The sequence below is a fragment of the Chryseobacterium sp. FR048 genome (assembly GCF_056844665.1).
The window spans coordinates 649,906-666,090 of the sequence record NZ_JBXDSE010000001.1 but is presented as its reverse complement, the minus strand read 5'-3'; the positions used below and the strand labels follow the sequence as shown (position 1 = coordinate 666,090).

Annotated in this window: 15 protein-coding genes and 1 tRNA gene; 5 read left to right on the top strand and 11 right to left on the bottom strand. The window is 37.2% G+C overall.

Annotated features, from left to right (window positions below; translation table 11 throughout):
- Positions 1 to 20: 20 nt before the first annotated feature.
- From AC106K_RS02920 to AC106K_RS02900, 5 genes are all read right to left on the bottom strand, one after another.
- A complete protein-coding gene (locus AC106K_RS02920) occupies positions 21 to 632 on the bottom strand; it encodes an arsenate-mycothiol transferase ArsC (protein WP_482443341.1) in 612 nt (203 codons plus the stop codon).
- Positions 633 to 659: 27 nt separating this feature from the next.
- Positions 660 to 1,112, bottom strand: coding sequence for a DUF6428 family protein (locus AC106K_RS02915; protein ID WP_482443340.1), 453 nt, complete (start codon positions 1,110 to 1,112; stop codon positions 660 to 662).
- A gap of 58 nt (positions 1,113 to 1,170) precedes the next feature.
- Positions 1,171 to 1,497: an ArsR/SmtB family transcription factor gene (locus AC106K_RS02910; protein WP_482443339.1), complete on the bottom strand. Its 327-nt coding sequence runs from the start codon at positions 1,495 to 1,497 to the stop codon at positions 1,171 to 1,173.
- Positions 1,498 to 1,651: 154 nt separating this feature from the next.
- Positions 1,652 to 1,731 (bottom strand) — tRNA-Leu (locus tag AC106K_RS02905).
- Positions 1,732 to 1,823: 92 nt separating this feature from the next.
- Complete coding sequence (locus AC106K_RS02900) at positions 1,824 to 2,591, bottom strand: MBL fold metallo-hydrolase (protein WP_482443338.1); 768 nt, start codon at positions 2,589 to 2,591, stop codon at positions 1,824 to 1,826.
- A 54-nt stretch (positions 2,592 to 2,645) separates the two neighbouring features.
- Between AC106K_RS02900 and AC106K_RS02895 the strand changes: the two genes are divergently transcribed.
- From AC106K_RS02895 to AC106K_RS02885, 3 genes are read left to right on the top strand one after another with little or no spacing between them, the layout of a single operon-like run.
- Positions 2,646 to 4,073, top strand: coding sequence for a TonB-dependent receptor (locus tag AC106K_RS02895; RefSeq protein WP_482443337.1), 1,428 nt, complete (start codon positions 2,646 to 2,648; stop codon positions 4,071 to 4,073).
- A 12-nt stretch (positions 4,074 to 4,085) separates the two neighbouring features.
- Positions 4,086 to 4,535, top strand: coding sequence for a GAF domain-containing protein (locus AC106K_RS02890; protein ID WP_034692242.1), 450 nt, complete (start codon positions 4,086 to 4,088; stop codon positions 4,533 to 4,535).
- Positions 4,536 to 4,586: 51 nt separating this feature from the next.
- Entirely contained in the window at positions 4,587 to 6,935 is a 2,349-nt protein-coding gene (locus tag AC106K_RS02885; protein WP_482443336.1) for a mechanosensitive ion channel family protein, read from the top strand.
- Here the strand turns inward: AC106K_RS02885 and AC106K_RS02880 are convergent.
- The 4 genes from AC106K_RS02880 to AC106K_RS02865 all read right to left on the bottom strand — a co-directional run bounded on the left by AC106K_RS02880 (position 6,932) and on the right by AC106K_RS02865 (position 10,604).
- Positions 6,932 to 7,669 carry an ABC transporter substrate-binding protein gene (locus AC106K_RS02880; RefSeq protein WP_482443335.1) on the bottom strand — a complete coding sequence of 246 codons (738 nt, stop codon included), beginning with the start codon at positions 7,667 to 7,669 and terminating at the stop codon, positions 6,932 to 6,934. The two genes, AC106K_RS02885 and AC106K_RS02880, sit on opposite strands and share 4 nt — an antisense overlap.
- A gap of 26 nt (positions 7,670 to 7,695) precedes the next feature.
- Positions 7,696 to 9,018 (bottom strand): magnesium transporter, encoded by a 1,323-nt coding sequence (mgtE, locus tag AC106K_RS02875; RefSeq protein ID WP_482443334.1) that lies wholly within the window; start codon positions 9,016 to 9,018, stop codon positions 7,696 to 7,698.
- Between the two features lie 169 nt (positions 9,019 to 9,187).
- Positions 9,188 to 9,358 carry a hypothetical protein gene (locus AC106K_RS02870; RefSeq protein ID WP_156172927.1) on the bottom strand — a complete coding sequence of 57 codons (171 nt, stop codon included), beginning with the start codon at positions 9,356 to 9,358 and terminating at the stop codon, positions 9,188 to 9,190.
- Positions 9,359 to 10,055: 697 nt separating this feature from the next.
- Positions 10,056 to 10,604, bottom strand: coding sequence for a pyruvate decarboxylase (locus AC106K_RS02865; protein ID WP_482443333.1), 549 nt, complete (start codon positions 10,602 to 10,604; stop codon positions 10,056 to 10,058).
- A 173-nt stretch (positions 10,605 to 10,777) separates the two neighbouring features.
- On the opposite strand from AC106K_RS02865, the gene rpsO reads away from it, so the two are divergent.
- On the top strand, positions 10,778 to 11,047 hold the full coding sequence (gene rpsO, locus AC106K_RS02860; protein ID WP_045494446.1) for a 30S ribosomal protein S15: 270 nt from the start codon (positions 10,778 to 10,780) through the stop codon (positions 11,045 to 11,047).
- Between the two features lie 283 nt (positions 11,048 to 11,330).
- Here the strand turns inward: rpsO and AC106K_RS02855 are convergent, their stop codons facing one another.
- Both AC106K_RS02855 and AC106K_RS02850 read right to left on the bottom strand, forming a co-directional pair.
- Positions 11,331 to 11,690 (bottom strand): DUF4260 domain-containing protein, encoded by a 360-nt coding sequence (locus AC106K_RS02855; protein ID WP_482443332.1) that lies wholly within the window; start codon positions 11,688 to 11,690, stop codon positions 11,331 to 11,333.
- 225 nt (positions 11,691 to 11,915) lie between these two features.
- A complete protein-coding gene (locus AC106K_RS02850; protein ID WP_482443331.1) occupies positions 11,916 to 13,331 on the bottom strand; it encodes a sugar MFS transporter in 1,416 nt (471 codons plus the stop codon).
- A gap of 441 nt (positions 13,332 to 13,772) precedes the next feature.
- On the opposite strand from AC106K_RS02850, the gene AC106K_RS02845 reads away from it, so the two are divergent.
- Positions 13,773 to 16,013, top strand: a complete 2,241-nt coding sequence (locus tag AC106K_RS02845; RefSeq protein ID WP_482443330.1) for a polyribonucleotide nucleotidyltransferase — start codon at positions 13,773 to 13,775, stop codon at positions 16,011 to 16,013.
- Positions 16,014 to 16,185: the final 172 nt, after the last annotated feature.

Sequence of the window (16,185 nt, the reverse complement as noted above, 5' to 3'; positions counted from 1 at the left end):
ACGTTTGTTTAAATTATTCTTTACTTTTTTATCTGAGAAAAGAAGTAGAACATTTCAGCACCAATCTGCAAACTCCTTTCATGATAAACTTTTGTTTGTTCAGATGTCCCATCAGAAACTTTCGGATCTTCAAAAGTGATGGGAATACGTTGATCTGCTCCTGCAATAAAAGGACAGCCTGCATCTGCTTGAGAACAGGTCATGACTGCCGCAAAACCATGCATCGGATTAAAAGAATTATCATATTTTTTAGAAAAACCTATGACTGGGTGTCTGTCTTCGTCATATTTGACAGCATAGATAGGATTTTCCGTATCGGAAATTTTACTAATTGAAAATCCCTGGTTTTCCAACGTTTCTACTACCTTAGGAAACATAGCGGTTTCTTCTGTTCCTCCTGAATAGCAAGTCACATTCGGTACATTATAATAAGTGCTTGCAACCTGTGCCCAGATTTGTGATAAATGGCTTCTTCTTGAATTATGAGTACAAATGAAGTTTATGGTTACTTCTTTTCGTTCTTCCAGCCTTTTTTGAATAAAATCAACCAGTGGTACTAAAGTAGCTTTTCTCTCCTCACTGATTTTCTGATTTTTCAGTAATTCTATTGTTTGTATTAGTTTCGGATACATATTTTATCTGATTTTAATGTATTGAATTTAGCAACATCCGGAATTTGGAGTGCAGCAAGAAGTCTGAAGGTTAGAAAGTTCAGATAAGTTTACTTTTTGTTTTTCTACAGGAATTCCACAAGCATCCTGAGCCAGACACGCTGTAGTTTTGTTTTTAAGCACAAAATTTTTCCCGTTAAATTCTAAGTCAAATTTGCCAATGGTTGTATCCTGATATTCAACCTCAATTTCATCATCTTCAATTCCTAATTTTTCTTCTGATAGCTTGATGATATTTAAGAGCTTTGTAGGTTTTAAACGATGTTCAAAGTCATCAGCATTCCATAACTGAAAGTTGACGGCTTTTTCATTTCGGATGGTTCCGCCACAGTCGATAAAATGCTTTGTCACTGTTCCTACTTCTGTTACATGAAAATGTTCAGGAACAAAAGTTCCATTTTCTAGTGTCGGTAAAATGACTTTGATTTCAGATAATTTCATTGTTTTTTATTTATTGGTTAAACGCTATATTACGATAAATCTATTTAAAAAAAATGCCTTAGCAACATTTTTGATTGGTAACAGTCAGAATAATTTTTGAAAAATAATCTTTCAGTATTCCAAAAGTATTTTCATCAATGCAGTAGCAAATGGCTGTCCCTTCAATATTCCCTTTAATCAAACCTGCGTTTTTTAGTTCTTTTAAATGTTGAGATACTGTTGCCTGAGCTAAAGGAAGTTCATTGACAATATCCCCACAAATGCAGGTATTTACTTTTAGCAGATACTCAATGATCGCAATTCTGGCAGGATGACCTAATGCTTTTGCAATGATCGCGATTTTATTCTGCTCCTCTGTAAAATGATCAGTTTTTGTTACTCCCATAATCTAGAATAATTATATCGCAATATTACGATTAAATATTTGAAATGAAAAATTTTTTAAAACTTTTTACACGATGTTTTACACGACGACTAATTTTTATGAAGCCTAATTGAAAATAAAAAACCCTGCAAACAACGTTTGCAGGGTTTTTGTGTACCCAGGACCGGGATCGAACCGGTACTCCTAAGAACTGGTGTTTGAGACCAGCGCGTCTACCAATTCCGCCACCTGGGCTTGATGTTGATTCAAACATGATGTTTGTTTCAAATTGGTGTGCAAATATAGGAACTTTTTTCAATGTTCAAAAGCTTTTTGAAGAATTTTTTTTAAAAATTAATTTCCAAACCATCGTAAGCAAGGTGCATTCCGGGTGGAAGTTGTTTATCTTCAATGTCATGCACACCTAAATGATGGCTGATGTGGGTTAAAAATAATTTTTTAGGTTTTAGCTCTTCAAACAGTTTAATGACATCCGGAAGGATAAAATGGGCAGGATGTGGGTCGAATTTTCTGATACAGTTTAAAATCAGCACATCTAAATTTTTCAGTTTTTCCTTTTCAGTTTCAGAAATAAAGCCGGCATCTGTAATGTACGCCAGATTTTTAAACTTATATCCAAAGACCGTAATCTTAAAATGGATCACTTCAATAGGAGTGATCTCAGTATCTAAAACCTTAAACGGTTTGTTTTCGATCTCGTGGAGTTCAAAAGCGGGTGCACCAGGATATCTCACATCTGCAAAGGCGTAAGGAAAACGGTTCTTAATTTCATGGGCTACTCTTGAATAACAGTAGAGGGGGACATCTTTTCCACTCTTGAAAATAAGCGGCCGCATATCATCAAGCCCTATCACATGATCATTATGCTCATGGGTGATCAGCGCAATATCTACGTTATGTTCGTGGTTGGTAAGCATTTGCTGTCTGAAATCCGGACCACAATCGATGAGTATTTTTTTATTTTCCTCCGTAGTCACCATGACGGAAGAGCGTAAACGTTTGTCTTTGGGATTTTGGGAAGTACACACTTCACATGTACAGCCTATAACGGGCACACCTTGGGAAGTACCGGTTCCTAAAAATTTCAACTTCATTTTGTTTTGAGGTTGGTTTAATTTTGGTAAATTTACAAAAAATTTCATGTCCTAATGTATCAGAAACTAACTCCTAAACAAAAAGCATTAACAATTAATCTAGATCCTACTATTTATGGTACTTTCGCAGAGATTGGAGCAGGGCAGGAGACTGTTCGTCACTTTTTTAGAGCAGGGGGAGCTTCCGGTACGATTGCTAAGGCAATGTCTGCTTATGACAAAGATTTTAGTGATGCCATCTACGGAAAAGAAGTAAAAAACAGGTATGTAACCCAGAACAGACTTCGCAAAATGCTTCGTTATGAAGTGGCTTTGATTGAAGAAAGGATTTCCAGAGATAATAATCCCGACAGAAAGTTCTTCTCTTATGCCAATACCGTAACGACGATCAATTTTGATAAAACAGTGAAAGGCCACGGCTGGGTAGGAATCCGTTTTCAGACGAAAGAAAATGAAGATTACAATGAAATCGTCATTCACGTAAAATTCAAAGAAAATGATGCTACCCTACAGCAGGAAACTTTAGGAAACCTTGGGGTAAACCTGATTTTCGGGGCTTTCAATTACTTTGACAATCCAAGAACCCTGGTAGAGTCTTTATACGATGATATTGCAAAAGATAATCTGGAAATTGATATGATCGATTTCAGCGGACCCGCTTTTGCCTATGTAGACAACAGACTGATGTCTCTACAGTTGGTAAAGAACGGGATGACCGATGCGGTGATCTTCAATTCTCAGGGAAGTAATATGCTTCCGGCTGATGTCCTGTACAAGAAGAATATTTTTGCGGTAAGAGGAAGCTTCAGACCGGTAACAAAGGTTAATATTGATATGCTTCGGAACGGGATGGATATGTTTTTCAAAGATGCCACCTGTACTCATGAAGAAACAGAAGTCCTAATTGAAATTACGATTTCCAACCTTAGAGCCGATGGTGATATTGATGAAAGAGACTTCCTGGATAGAGTAGACATCCTGGGGAAACTGGGATACACCGTTATTATTTCAAACTTCTCAGAATATTACAGACTGATCGATTATTTTGCGTCTTATACAAGCGGAGATATTGGGGTCGCAATGGGAGTAAACAACCTGTTGATGGTATTTGATGAGAAATACTATAAAAATTTATCAGGAGGAATCCTTGAGGCATTCGGTAAATTCTTCAGAAACGGAATGAGAGTATACCTATACCCTTATAAAGATCCTGAAACCCATCAGCTGCTGGATTCTTCAAACCTTAAAGTAGAGGAGAATCTTAAAGAATTGTACAAATACTTCAAACGTAACAATCGTATTGTAGATATTACGAATTATAACCCGGAATTTTTAGAAATTTACTCAAGAGAAATATTGAGGAAAATAGCATGTTGTACCAAAGGCTGGGAAACTCAGGTTCCGGAAGGCGTAGCAGAAATGATCAAAGAGCGTGGAATGTTCGGCTATAAAGAAGAGCTTTCCTTAAAACAATTCTCTTAAAAAATAATTATAATGTCAGAATTAAAGAAAAGACTTTCCTCTATTCTTGAAAGTCCTAAGCATAATACAGAAGAAAAACTTGAAAAAGTATGCCACCTGTTGGATCAGGAAATTCCTTATTTCAACTGGACAGGTTTTTACTTTAAAAACGGGGATAAAGATGAATTGATTCTGGGGCCTTATGTAGGAGCTCCTACAGACCACACCATTATTCCTTACGGAAAGGGAATCTGTGGTCAGGTGGCCGTTTCCAATGAAACATTCGTTGTTCCTGATGTACATGAAGAAAGCAATTATCTGAGCTGTTCGATTGATACAAAAGCAGAAATTGTTGTTCCGATCTTCAAAGACGGAAAAAATATCGGTCAGATCGACATTGATTCCCATACCATAGATCCTTTCACGAAAGAAGACCGTGAACTGTTGGAATGGCTTTGTAACGAAGTATCTAAAATCTTGTAATTTTCGGAGTTCCCACCGAAAATTACAAGATTTTAACTTTTTAAAACATAAATGATGAAAATAAACACCCATGCATGGCTTATATTGCTGTGCTTATTCCTTTTTAATTGGTATCGCCCACAGGAAGCTCCTAAAAAAGATTCTCTTCCGGCTCCCAAAATGTTTGGCGACGAAACTTCTGCCACAGATTACCTCCTTATCATTGAAAAAGTAGACGGAGTACTCCGTAATGCCCATACAGATGCTGAATTTGGTATTGATGCATACAAAGTGTTCGGTGATATGAAAGCTACCGATGAAAGACTACAGCTTATTCTGGCCAGTATTAAAAGAGCCGATCTCAATGTTCGTAATCAACAAATGTATCAGAATGAACTGGTAGGGATTAGGAAAGAAATTGAAAATCAGAATAATTTCATTAATGCACAGGATGCTAAATTCAACAGAATTGGAAAGCAGGTAGTCAGTTTAAAAGACAACGCAACGCTTATTAAGCTTGTAAAAGATACAGCCGTTATCAAGCAGTTTTTGCCTGAACTGATGGCCCTGAATGAACAGTATAAAAAGACAGATAGCCTGTTGAATGCCAATCAGGGAATTCTGAATGAAAAAAAGAGGCAGATGCTGGAATACAAAACCAGTATTACAGATGCCATGGGTACCTTGGAAGACCGGCTGCAAAGGTCAGGAATCGATCTTTTTAAAGAAGAATATCCCGCTTTGTGGAAGGTCGGTAAAGCTGGTATTTCAGAGAAAAATGTGCAGCAGGAAACCGCGGACAATTTCAAAATTGAAAAATTTGTAACCGTTTATTATTTCAGGACAATTTGGGTAAGCCTGGTTCTATTGGCTATTTTTATGCTTTTGCTGAGCTGGTATATCAAAGGAAACTTACAGTACATCAAAAAAGCTGGTTATTTTGATAATCTCAGTCTTTTAAAATTCAGGTATTTAAATAATGGACTTTTTATACCCCTGCTTCTTGTAGGAATATGTATTGCCGTGGTGAGTAACCTTTATGCTCCGGCTACCTTCAGTGAAATCCTTCAGTTGGGCCTTATCGTGTGTATCTTTTTATTATTCAGGAAATCATGGGAACATCGTGAAGTGAGAAGCTGGCTTTTTATTATGGCGGTATTCATCCTGATTTGTTTGGTGAGTCTTTTCCTTAATGCAGATTTATTTGGAAGATGTCTGCTTATACTCCTTAATATTGTATCAATAGGATATACCTTATTGAAGTTTAAAAATACAGATCATCTGCCTTATAATAAGATGGCTTTTAAACTGGGCCTCACCATCTTTATGATTTTCAGTCTGTTTTCGGTTTTTCTCAATCTGTTTGGACGGGTTTCTCTGGCGCAGAACCTAAGTCTTACCGGAATTACTGTATTTGTTCAGATTATTTCACTCAACATCCTGCTAAAGATTATTACAGAGATTATTCTTCTTCAGATCTATAAATCCAGAGTCAAAAGAGGAATAAGTAAGCTTTTTGATCATGAAAGTCTGGCTTCCAATCTGAGAAAACCTTTTATCCTGATACTAGGGTACGGCGGATTTGCAGTGATGGCGTCTAATCTTAATCTGTGGATTCCTGCCAGGGCATTATTTATAAAAATCCTTTCGCATCCCAATACCATAGGTAGTTTTACATTTACTCTTGGGAGTGTTTTACTTTTTCTGGCTTTGGTTTGGACGGCCCATCTGCTTCAGAAATATGTAGCCTACTTTTTTGGGGAGATTGAGGATGAAGACGAAGAAAATATCAACAAAGAGCAGCATTCCAGACTTTTGATTACCAGACTTTTGATTCTCATTGCAGGGTATCTTCTGGCTGTAGCCGCTTCAGGAATGCCTCTCGATAAAATAAGCATTGTGATCGGAGCTCTTGGAGTAGGAGTGGGGCTTGGTCTGCAGAGTATTGTCAATAATTTTGTGTCCGGGATCATTCTTATTTTCGACAGACCTATTCAGATAGGTGATATTATTGATGTCAGTTCCCAGACGGGAAGAGTAAAGTCTATGGGACTTCGTACCACAAAGATCAATGCGCCTAACGGGGCTGAAATCATCATTCCAAATGGAACGATACTGTCTCAGAATATTACCAACTGGACCTATACCGATAATTTGAAACTGGTTGAAATCACTTTAACAGTGCTGGAGACAGAATCTATGGATAAAATCAATGAACTTGCAGAAAGTACACTTCATGAAGTTTCACAGGTTGATCAGACAAAGCCTTATCAGATTTATTACAGTACCATTGCCGAAGGAAACTACGGAATCCTGATCAAATTCTGGTGCAGCATTTACCGCATCGAAGAAACGGTAAGCATCGTAAAGCAGAGTCTGTTCAGCAGTTTTAAAGAAAATGGTATTTCGGTTAAAATTTAATCCTGTTCAGCCATTACTTCAGTAAGCATTTCATTAAAATAATTCCCGCACTTTGCAATATGGGTTCCATACCAGGAAAAGGCTTCGCCATCTACAATCATGATTTTTTTTTCAGGATAGATGGCTTTAAGTTCTTCAATATGTTTTTCTTTAAATGGAAAAGGCTCAGAAGAAAGCATGATGACATCAGCTTCAGAAAGATCCTCAGCGGTTATGGAAGGGTAGCGGGTTTTATTTTTAAAAATATTTTCAAATCCTATTTCCGATAAAATTCTGTGAATGAAAGTGTCGGAGCCAACAGTCATATATGGATTTTTCCAGATGAGATAAGCTGCTTTTATACTCGTTTCGAGTTTTGCATGGGTGAGAATATCGTAGATTTTAAGATTAAAAGCCTGAGCCCTTTCTTCTTTTCCAAAAAGTTTCCCGAAGTTTTTCAGTAGATAATAATTGTCTTCGATGGTTTCTACATTGGTTACCATTACCTTGAAATCATCCATTAAAGCCTCTACCTGATCTTTCACATTTTCCTCCTTGTTGGCAAGAATAAGGTCCGGTTGTAAAGCTTTGATCTTATCGATATTAATGTTTTTTGTACCACCTATTATGGCTACGTTTTTTACCTTATCCTGAGGATGAATACAGAATTTTGTCCGGCCGATGATTTCTTTTTCAGTCAGCCCGAGATCGAATAAAGCCTCAGTAATAGAGGGTACAAGTGAAACGATTTTCATATTGGCATTTTAGATGATGCCTAAAATTACAAAAGTTTTCCGGTTAAGAAAAGTCCGGCCACTGTAAAATAAATGATAAGTCCTGTAACATCCACCAATGTGGCCACAAAAGGAGCAGAAGAAGTTGCAGGGTCGAGTTTTAATTTCTTTAAAACAAATGGAATCATAGAACCGGATAAAGTACCCCATAATACGATCGCAATAAGAGAAACAGAAACACTTAATCCTACATACACCCAATATTGACCATAGTCAAAAAAGCCTACCTGCTGCCAAAGCATAATCCTGATAAACCCGATAGCTCCTAAAATAGCTCCCAGACATAGTCCGGAAACGATCTCTTTCCTCATGACATACCACCAGTCTTTAAGGCTGATTTCCTGAAGAGCCATAGCACGGATGATCAGAGTCGCTGCCTGAGATCCTGAGTTTCCTCCACTGGAAATAATCAGCGGAACAAATAAGGCCAGAACAACAGCTTTCTCAATCTCTTTGTCAAAATACCCCATTGCCGAAGCAGTAAGCATTTCCGAAACAAATAAAATAATCAGCCAGGTTGCTCTCTTTTTGATCATTTCGGTCCAGGACGTTTGGGTATAAGGAAGGTCCAATGCTTCCAATCCCCCGAATTTTTGAATATCTTCCGTATTCTGCTGTTCGATTTGATCGAGAATATCATCAATAGTCACAATTCCTACCAGAACGCCGGCTTCCGTAATAATGGGAAGAGCGCCGCGGTCATACTTCTCAAAATACGTAACGGCATCTTCTTTGGAAGTCGTAGTGGTAATGGCCACAAAATGATTATCCGTAATATCAGAAACCAATGTGTCTTCCTCTTCCAATAGTAAAGTTCCGATGGCAAGGTCATCAATCAGTCGGTTTCTTTCATCTACTACATACAGGTAGTTCATGGTTTCCACCCTTCGTCCTACCTTTTTTATTTGCTGAAGACATCTTTTTACCGTCCATTCCTTACGGATCTGGATGTAATAAGGAGTCATCAGACGGGCAATAGAATCTGAATTGTATCCCAGAAGCTTTAAAGCAATCCTCCTTTCCTGCGGATTAAGGTGATTGATAGAGTATTTGATAAGTTCATCCGGGAAATCCTCAAAAAGAGCGGTCCTGTCATCGGGAGTCATCGCATTCAGAATTTCAGAAACTTCGTCGCTTCCAATACTTCTGATGGTATCTTCTTGAAAATCAGGGTCGAGGTGTGAAAAAACTTCAGCTTTGTACTCTTTCGGAACTTTCAAAAATGCCAACAACCTCTCGTCAGCAGGAAGGTCGCTGAGAGTTTCGGCAATATCGGCTGGGTTGAAGATAAGTTCGTCTCTAGAATTCAAAACGTGAAATTTTTTGGATATGCAAAAATAATTCAAATTTTTAAGACTGAGTAATAAACTGGGAAAATTAAGGATTAATTAAAGTTTATTGCTTCATTATAAGAACAAAAGAACACCCGTGGGAGCAGGTGTTCAAAAATTAAATTTTAAAAAATCATAATAGCCTATATTATTCAAAAATAGGTTCACATTGTATAATAGGAGAGTACATACACATTCCTCCTTCACAGCATTGGCCGGGGTCACATTGTGCGCTGGTACTGCATTTTTTAACCGGGCCGCTGCCTTTGATCTCCTTTTGTTCAGTTCTGTTCAGTCTTTTGAGATTTGGATTTTTCATAATGATTAGTTTAAACAATTAGAAAGCTTATTAATCTATACAAGCATATTCCATGCAGGCTCCTCTACAGCAAAATCCAATAAAACACGGTCTTGTTTCGCTGCATCTTTCAATGACTCCGCCATTAATATGCTTTGCCTTTTCTCTGCTGAGTTTCTTTAAATTTTTCATATGATTTAGTTTTAATGTTGAACTAAATTAATAAATATTTTTCATATTATTCATTAGTTGGTGAAAATATTTATTTGGTATTCAGTTGTTTGTGAGGTTTTTCTTATTTTTGATATAAAAAACACTTGCTTTATGGTCAGCAAGTGTTCTGCATTTCAGCGAAAATTTTTATAATTCAGGGCAGGGATAATAGACGCAGGCTTTCCTGCAGCATGATCCTCACGGACATTCAAAAGAGTAATTGCATTTTTGAATGCCTCCTCCGCCGCTTCCCAAAATTTCTTTCTGGCTGTTTCTGCTCAGCTTTTTTAGATTTAAATTTTTCATAACGATTTAGATTTAATGAAAAACTAAACTAAAGAAAGATGTTCAGGGATTTGAAAATCAGATATATAATGTAGGAAAATGTCTATGAATGGCAAAAAATGATATGTTACCGTGATAATCACTCTTTAAAGAAGAGAAATCATATCTGAAAAATAGACTGTGAGTTATTAATGAACAGCAGTTTAGCTTTGTTTAAAACTTAAAGTTCTGCTTCTGTCGGTTTTAGCTTTCTCAGTTTTTTTATAATCCCTTTTATAGCACCTTCCGTACCTATTTTGACGGAATTGACTGTAGAACCCAGTAAACGCATATTTTTCCTGTAGGTATCATGATCCGTTTCGGTGACCAGATTTCCGTCAGAACCAAAAAGTTTCATGCTTACCACGACCTGGTTAGAGAATACATACTTTCCAAGACCTACCTTGAAATATCTTACTTTGGAAACAATCGCAAAATCTGCATCATTGTTGACGCAATAATCCATGATCGTCTGTTTGTCTATGCTGTCGAAAGGAACCTGAACCTCTGCCCGCAGCATTTTGTTTCTTCTTCCGCCGAAATTATCTGAAACAGCATCGAAAAAAGCAGCATTCGTAGGATCTTTTATTTCATCAATATCAGGCTCTACCTCGGGATTGAAGTATAGAACTTTTTTTACTTTATCATCAGCATTCTTCTGTGCTTTTACCGAAGTAAAGCCGATGAATAAAAAAGTAAGAACTGCTATAAAGGATATAATTTTTTTCATTTGTAATTCGAATGCAAAATTACTGCCTTTTCGTTGGATTTCATCAAATTAATTAAGAAATTTTTAACATTTTTTTCTATCAAATTTGATTTATGAAATCAATAATGTTTGCAGATTCAAAAAATAGTCGTAATTTTGCACCCGTTACATAATAATCATTAAACAATATTGGAATGTACTTAACAACAGACAAAAAGCAGGAAATTTTCGCACAACACGGAAAATCTGCACAGGACACAGGAAGCGCAGAAGGACAAATCGCTCTTTTCACTTTCAGAATTAATCACTTATCTCAGCACCTAAAGGCTAACCGTCACGATTTCAACACAGAGAGATCTCTAGTGAAATTGGTAGGTAAGAGAAAAAGTTTACTAGATTACCTTAAGAAAAAAGATATCGCAAGATACAGAGCAATTATTGCTGCATTAGGATTAAGAAAATAATCTATAAAGATTTTCAAAATAAAGCAACTTCGAAAGAGGTTGCTTTTTTTTGTGTAGTATTGGAAAGCTTTTTGATTTTCATGTGATAATAAAAAAAGATTTAGATTCCTACGGAATGCCAAACTGTATGAGCAAACCAATGTTTAAATTGTACTATTCCATAGGTTATTATTCGTAAAAAATAGGATGATGCAATTGAAGGGCTGTAAATTCCCCTTCTCTGGAGGGATGGCGAAAATTCAAAGAATTTTTGACGGGGTGGTAAACGCTCTGCAATAAGTACTTACTCCATCTTTTTCCCAATCTTCCCCAAATGCGTATTCTGAAAACTATCCGGATACTTCAATCCATAGCCCAATATCCTATCAAAGGCGGAATGGGAAAATAAAATAGCTCCGATCATCTGTAAATAGGGTAGAGATAAGGCTGTCCCGGCAATATAAACAATAATAGCTATTCCTAAGTGATGAAAGAGATTATAGAAAAATGCACCCACTTTAGTATTGATTGTATATCCAAGCATAGATAGGTCCGGAGCAAAGAATAATCCAGCAAACCACCACCAGGAATATCCTGTATGGGCAAATGCAAAAATTCCTAATAGTAAAAATGCTGCGTATTCAAGTTGTAACTGGATCTTCATCGGGATAAAAAGCTTAAGGTATGTGATAAAATAGGTCGTGATTTCAGATATAAAGTTACATACTAAGATGCTAATGTTCTCAGAAGATCAGTCTGTTTTTAATTGCCAGGAATACACGAATGAGATAATTCATGGTTATTAATCTATGTCCTTATATGGTAAGAAATAGGCTGCTTCAAAAATGAAACAGCCTATAGCATTATTTATATGCGTATTATTAAATATTTAATGTCCTGATTTAGCCTCAGTAGTTTCTACGTGTCCAAGATATTTGGTGCAGTACGCTCCGAAGATCAGAATGATAAGGTAGCAAAATACCGGAATGATAAACGAATGTTGTACCCCGAACCGATCCGCTAAAAGTCCCTGGAAAATAGGAACGATCGCTCCGCCCAAAATAGCCATTACCACTAAAGAAGAACCCTGGCTGGTATATTTTCCTAATCCTGAAATCGCTAATGTATAAATGTTTGAGAACATGATAGAGTTGAAAATTCCGATTCCTAAAACACTGTACATCGCCATTTCGCCATGATTCACCATAGTAGAAATCAATAGAATAACATTAATGGCTGCAAAAATAGAAAGTGTTCTTGCCGGAGCTGCTTTACCCACAAAAAATGCTGCAAAATTCAATAATATGAATATTAAGAAAAAGCTTATTTGCTCAAAACTCAGGTTGACAATACTGAAAATTACCAGGAAGACCAATGCAGCCGCACCTAGCATGAAAACTGCTTTTTTAGCCTGGCTAATAGAGTGATTTAATGAAATAGCGCCTAAGAAACGTCCAATCATGGCTCCACCCCAATATAGAGAAAGATAATTTTTACTGATGGCTTCATTGAACCTCATGGTTTCTTCAAGAAAGCTGATGATGAAGCTTCCTACAGCAACTTCACCTCCCACATAACAGAACATCGCAAAAACTCCAAATTTCAAATGGTTGAATTTCAATGCGCCCCAACCTTGTACGGTTTCTTCAGTTTCTGTTTGAAATGAAGGAAGTTTTACTCTTGAAATTAATAATCCCACCAGCAGAAGGATAGCGGCGAAGATCAAATAAGGAATTCTTGTGGCTACCGCACTGAAAGTTCCGTCCGGTTCAGAAAATAATTCGAAAATTAAATGCCCACCTAATACTGGTGCAATCGTAGTTCCGAAAGCATTGAAAGCCTGGGTCATATTCAGTCGGCTGGATGCAGAGTCTTCTGAACCAAGCAATGAAACGTAAGCATTGGCCGTAATTTGTAATACCGTAAACCCTAATCCTAAAATAAATAAAGCTCCCAAAAATAAAGGATAATAAGAAAAAGTGGCTGCCGGATAAAACAGAATGCATCCCAGTGCTGCCAAACCGATCCCGAATAAAATTCCTTTTTTGTAGCCCACTTTATTGATGGGGTCGCCCTGGGAAATAGAAATCAGGAAATAAATCAAAGATCCGATAAAGTAAGCTCCGAAGAAGCAGAACTGTACCAGCATAGATTCGAAAAAAGTAAGTTTGAAAAGTTGTTTCAGATAAGGGATCAGAATGTCATTCATACAGGTGATGAATCCCCACATAAAAAACAGCAGGGTGATGGTAATCAACGGTACCGTATAATTCCTGCTTTGAGTTTGTACTTCTTTATTATTCATAAACATTTATTTATTGTTTCAGGAAATATCTTCCTTAGCTTTTTTTGCCTACAGCATTGTATTTGGTGAAGTAGGGCAAATATAGGGATCAGCCTATGGTTTTGCAATTCTTTCAATGGTTTTTATAATGAAATGTATACTTTTTATAGATTTAAAATGTTATTTACATTTTTTGAGACAATAATACAAAAACAACCGCTTTTATCCATATAAAATCATAAAAAAACCTGCTTTTATTTTTAAAAATAAGTTGGCAATCGGATTTGATCATGGTATTTTTTGAGATATTCATAAAACTGATAGCCAATTTTTTGTATTTTGACAGTCTATTTATGCAATTGAAAAATTTAATATATCATTATTATATAGTACCTTTGCAAACGAAATTTAAAGAGTTTAAATATTAATCATACTCAATACGGAGTATAAAGAATTAAATTTATGAGTATACCTCAAGCGTTTATAGAAACGATTACCCTTGCAGACGGCAGGGAGATCACTATTGAAACGGGGAAGCTTGCGAAGCAGGCTGACGGATCTGTAGTGGTGAAATGTGGTGGAACGATGCTTTTAGCAACCGTTGTAGCCAACAAAGAAGCAAATCCTGGTGTAGACTTTTTACCATTAACGGTAGACTACAGAGAAAAGTTCTATGCAGGTGGAAGAATTCCTGGAAACTTCTTCCGTAGAGAAGCAAAACCATCTGATGATGAAGTGCTTACAATGAGATTGGTGGACAGAGTATTGCGTCCTCTTTTCCCTGAAGATTTCCACGCTGAAGTTCAGGTGATGATCTCATTAATTTCTTACGATAAAGAAGTGATGCCTGAAGCATTGGCAGGTTTGGCAGCTTCTGCAGCGATCGCTATTACAGATATTCCTTTTGATGGACCAATGTCTGAAGCGAGAGTAGTAAGAATTGACGGACAACTATCCGTAAACCCGAGCTATGAAAATTTATTAAAATCAGATATTGATATTATGGTGGGAGCTACTAAAGACTCCATCGTAATGGTAGAAGGAGAGATGAAGGAGATTTCTGAGCAGGAAATGCTTGAAGCGATCAACTTCGCTCACGTAGAGATCAAAAAACAGATCGAAGCTCAGGAAAGATTAGCGGCTAAAGTAGGTAAAGCTTTCCCTAAAAGAGAGTACAGCCACGAAGAGCACGACGAAGAAATTCGTGAGAAAGTATGGAAAGACTGCTATGAAAAAGTATATGAAGTAGCAAAAACTCCATCCAATAAAGAAGAAAGAGGAGACAAATTCAAAGCAATCCGTGAAGAGTTCTTGGCACAATATGCTGATAACGAAGAAGAATTGGCAAGAGTAACTCCTTTCGTTAAAGTATATTACCATGACGTAGAGAAAGAAGCAATGCGTCAAATGATCCTTGAAGACAATATCCGTCTTGATGGTCGTGATCCGCAAACGATCCGTCCTATCTGGTCAGAAATCGATTACCTTCCGGGAGCTCACGGTTCTGCGGTCTTCACAAGAGGGGAGACTCAGTCTTTAACAGCTGTAACTTTAGGTTCTGTAAAGGATGCCAACATGATCGACAGCGTAATTACGCAGCACGACGAAAGATTCTTCTTACACTATAATTTCCCTCCATTCTCAACAGGTGAAGCAAGACCTTTAAGAGGTACTTCAAGAAGAGAAGTAGGACACGGAAACTTAGCTCAGAGAGCATTAACAGCAGTTATCCCTGCAGAAAATCCATACACCATCAGAATCGTTTCTGATATTCTTGAATCTAACGGTTCTTCTTCAATGGCTACAGTTTGTGCTGGTACATTAGCATTGATGGATGCGGGAGTTCAGATTACAAAACCGGTTTCTGGTATTGCAATGGGTCTGATCACTGATAAAAAATCGGGTAAATTTACTGTACTTTCCGATATCTTAGGAGACGAAGATCACCTTGGAGATATGGACTTCAAAGTAACAGGTACTGCAGATGGTATCACAGCTTGTCAGATGGACATCAAAATCCAGGGACTATCTATGGACATCATGGAGAAAGCTTTGATGCAGGCTAAAGACGGAAGATTACACATCCTGAATAAAATCACTGAAACAATTGCTACTCCTAGAGCAGACGTGAAGCCTCACGCTCCGAAGATGGTAGTAATGGAGATTGCTAAAGACTTCATCGGTGCAGTAATCGGGCCTGGTGGAAAAATTATCCAACAATTACAAAAAGATACTGAAACGGTTATTGCTATCGAAGAGATCGGAGAAATCGGACGTATCGAAATCGCAGGAACAGACAGAGAAAAGATCAATGCTGCTATTGCTAAGATCAACGAAATTACTTTCGTACCGGTTGTAGGTGAAGTTTACAAAGGTAAAGTAGTGAAAGTAATGGACTTTGGTGCTTTCGTAGCCATTGCTAAAGGAACAGAAGGTCTTCTTCACATTTCTGAAATCGAATGGGCTCGTTTAGACAAAGTTCCTTATGCTGAAGGTGATGAAGTAGAAGTTAAATTTATGGGTTACGATGATCGTAAGAAAATGAAGCTTTCCCGTAAAGTTCTTTTACCAAGACCTCCAAGACCAGAAGGTAAACCAAGACCAGAAGGACAAGGTAGACCAGACGGACAGAGAAGACCGGAAGGACAAAAGCCACAAGGTGAAAAACCTGCGGAAAATCCAACGCCTTCTAACGAAGCTTAAGATTCATTCTTAGATATAAAGAAATCCCTCATTTTTTGAGGGATTTTTGTTTTGTAGATATTGTTTTGTTTTTTGTTGGAAAACGCAAAGGCGCAAGGATTGACATGTTGCTGAAGTTTTAAGACGCAAGAAGATCAAAGATTTCCAGCAAGAGTTAGCTGGTATTTTTTGC

Bases quoted from the DNA above. Each gene is read 5' to 3' on its own strand.
- AC106K_RS02920 (WP_482443341.1), bottom strand. From the start codon at position 632: ATGTATCCGAAACTAATACAAACAATAGAATTACTGAAAAATCAGAAA.
- rpsO (WP_045494446.1), top strand. From the start codon at position 10,778: ATGTACTTAACAACAGACAAAAAGCAGGAAATTTTCGCACAACACGGA.
- AC106K_RS02865 (WP_482443333.1), bottom strand. From the start codon at position 10,604: ATGAAAAAAATTATATCCTTTATAGCAGTTCTTACTTTTTTATTCATC.
- AC106K_RS02850 (WP_482443331.1), bottom strand. From the start codon at position 13,331: ATGAATAATAAAGAAGTACAAACTCAAAGCAGGAATTATACGGTACCG.
- AC106K_RS02895 (WP_482443337.1), top strand. From the start codon at position 2,646: ATGTATCAGAAACTAACTCCTAAACAAAAAGCATTAACAATTAATCTA.
- AC106K_RS02855 (WP_482443332.1), bottom strand. From the start codon at position 11,690: ATGAAGATCCAGTTACAACTTGAATACGCAGCATTTTTACTATTAGGA.
- AC106K_RS02845 (WP_482443330.1), top strand. From the start codon at position 13,773: ATGAGTATACCTCAAGCGTTTATAGAAACGATTACCCTTGCAGACGGC.
- AC106K_RS02915 (WP_482443340.1), bottom strand. From the start codon at position 1,112: ATGAAATTATCTGAAATCAAAGTCATTTTACCGACACTAGAAAATGGA.
- AC106K_RS02900 (WP_482443338.1), bottom strand. From the start codon at position 2,591: ATGAAGTTGAAATTTTTAGGAACCGGTACTTCCCAAGGTGTGCCCGTT.
- AC106K_RS02880 (WP_482443335.1), bottom strand. From the start codon at position 7,669: ATGAAAATCGTTTCACTTGTACCCTCTATTACTGAGGCTTTATTCGAT.
- AC106K_RS02870 (WP_156172927.1), bottom strand. From the start codon at position 9,358: ATGAAAAATCCAAATCTCAAAAGACTGAACAGAACTGAACAAAAGGAG.
- AC106K_RS02890 (WP_034692242.1), top strand. From the start codon at position 4,086: ATGTCAGAATTAAAGAAAAGACTTTCCTCTATTCTTGAAAGTCCTAAG.
- AC106K_RS02885 (WP_482443336.1), top strand. From the start codon at position 4,587: ATGATGAAAATAAACACCCATGCATGGCTTATATTGCTGTGCTTATTC.
- AC106K_RS02910 (WP_482443339.1), bottom strand. From the start codon at position 1,497: ATGGGAGTAACAAAAACTGATCATTTTACAGAGGAGCAGAATAAAATC.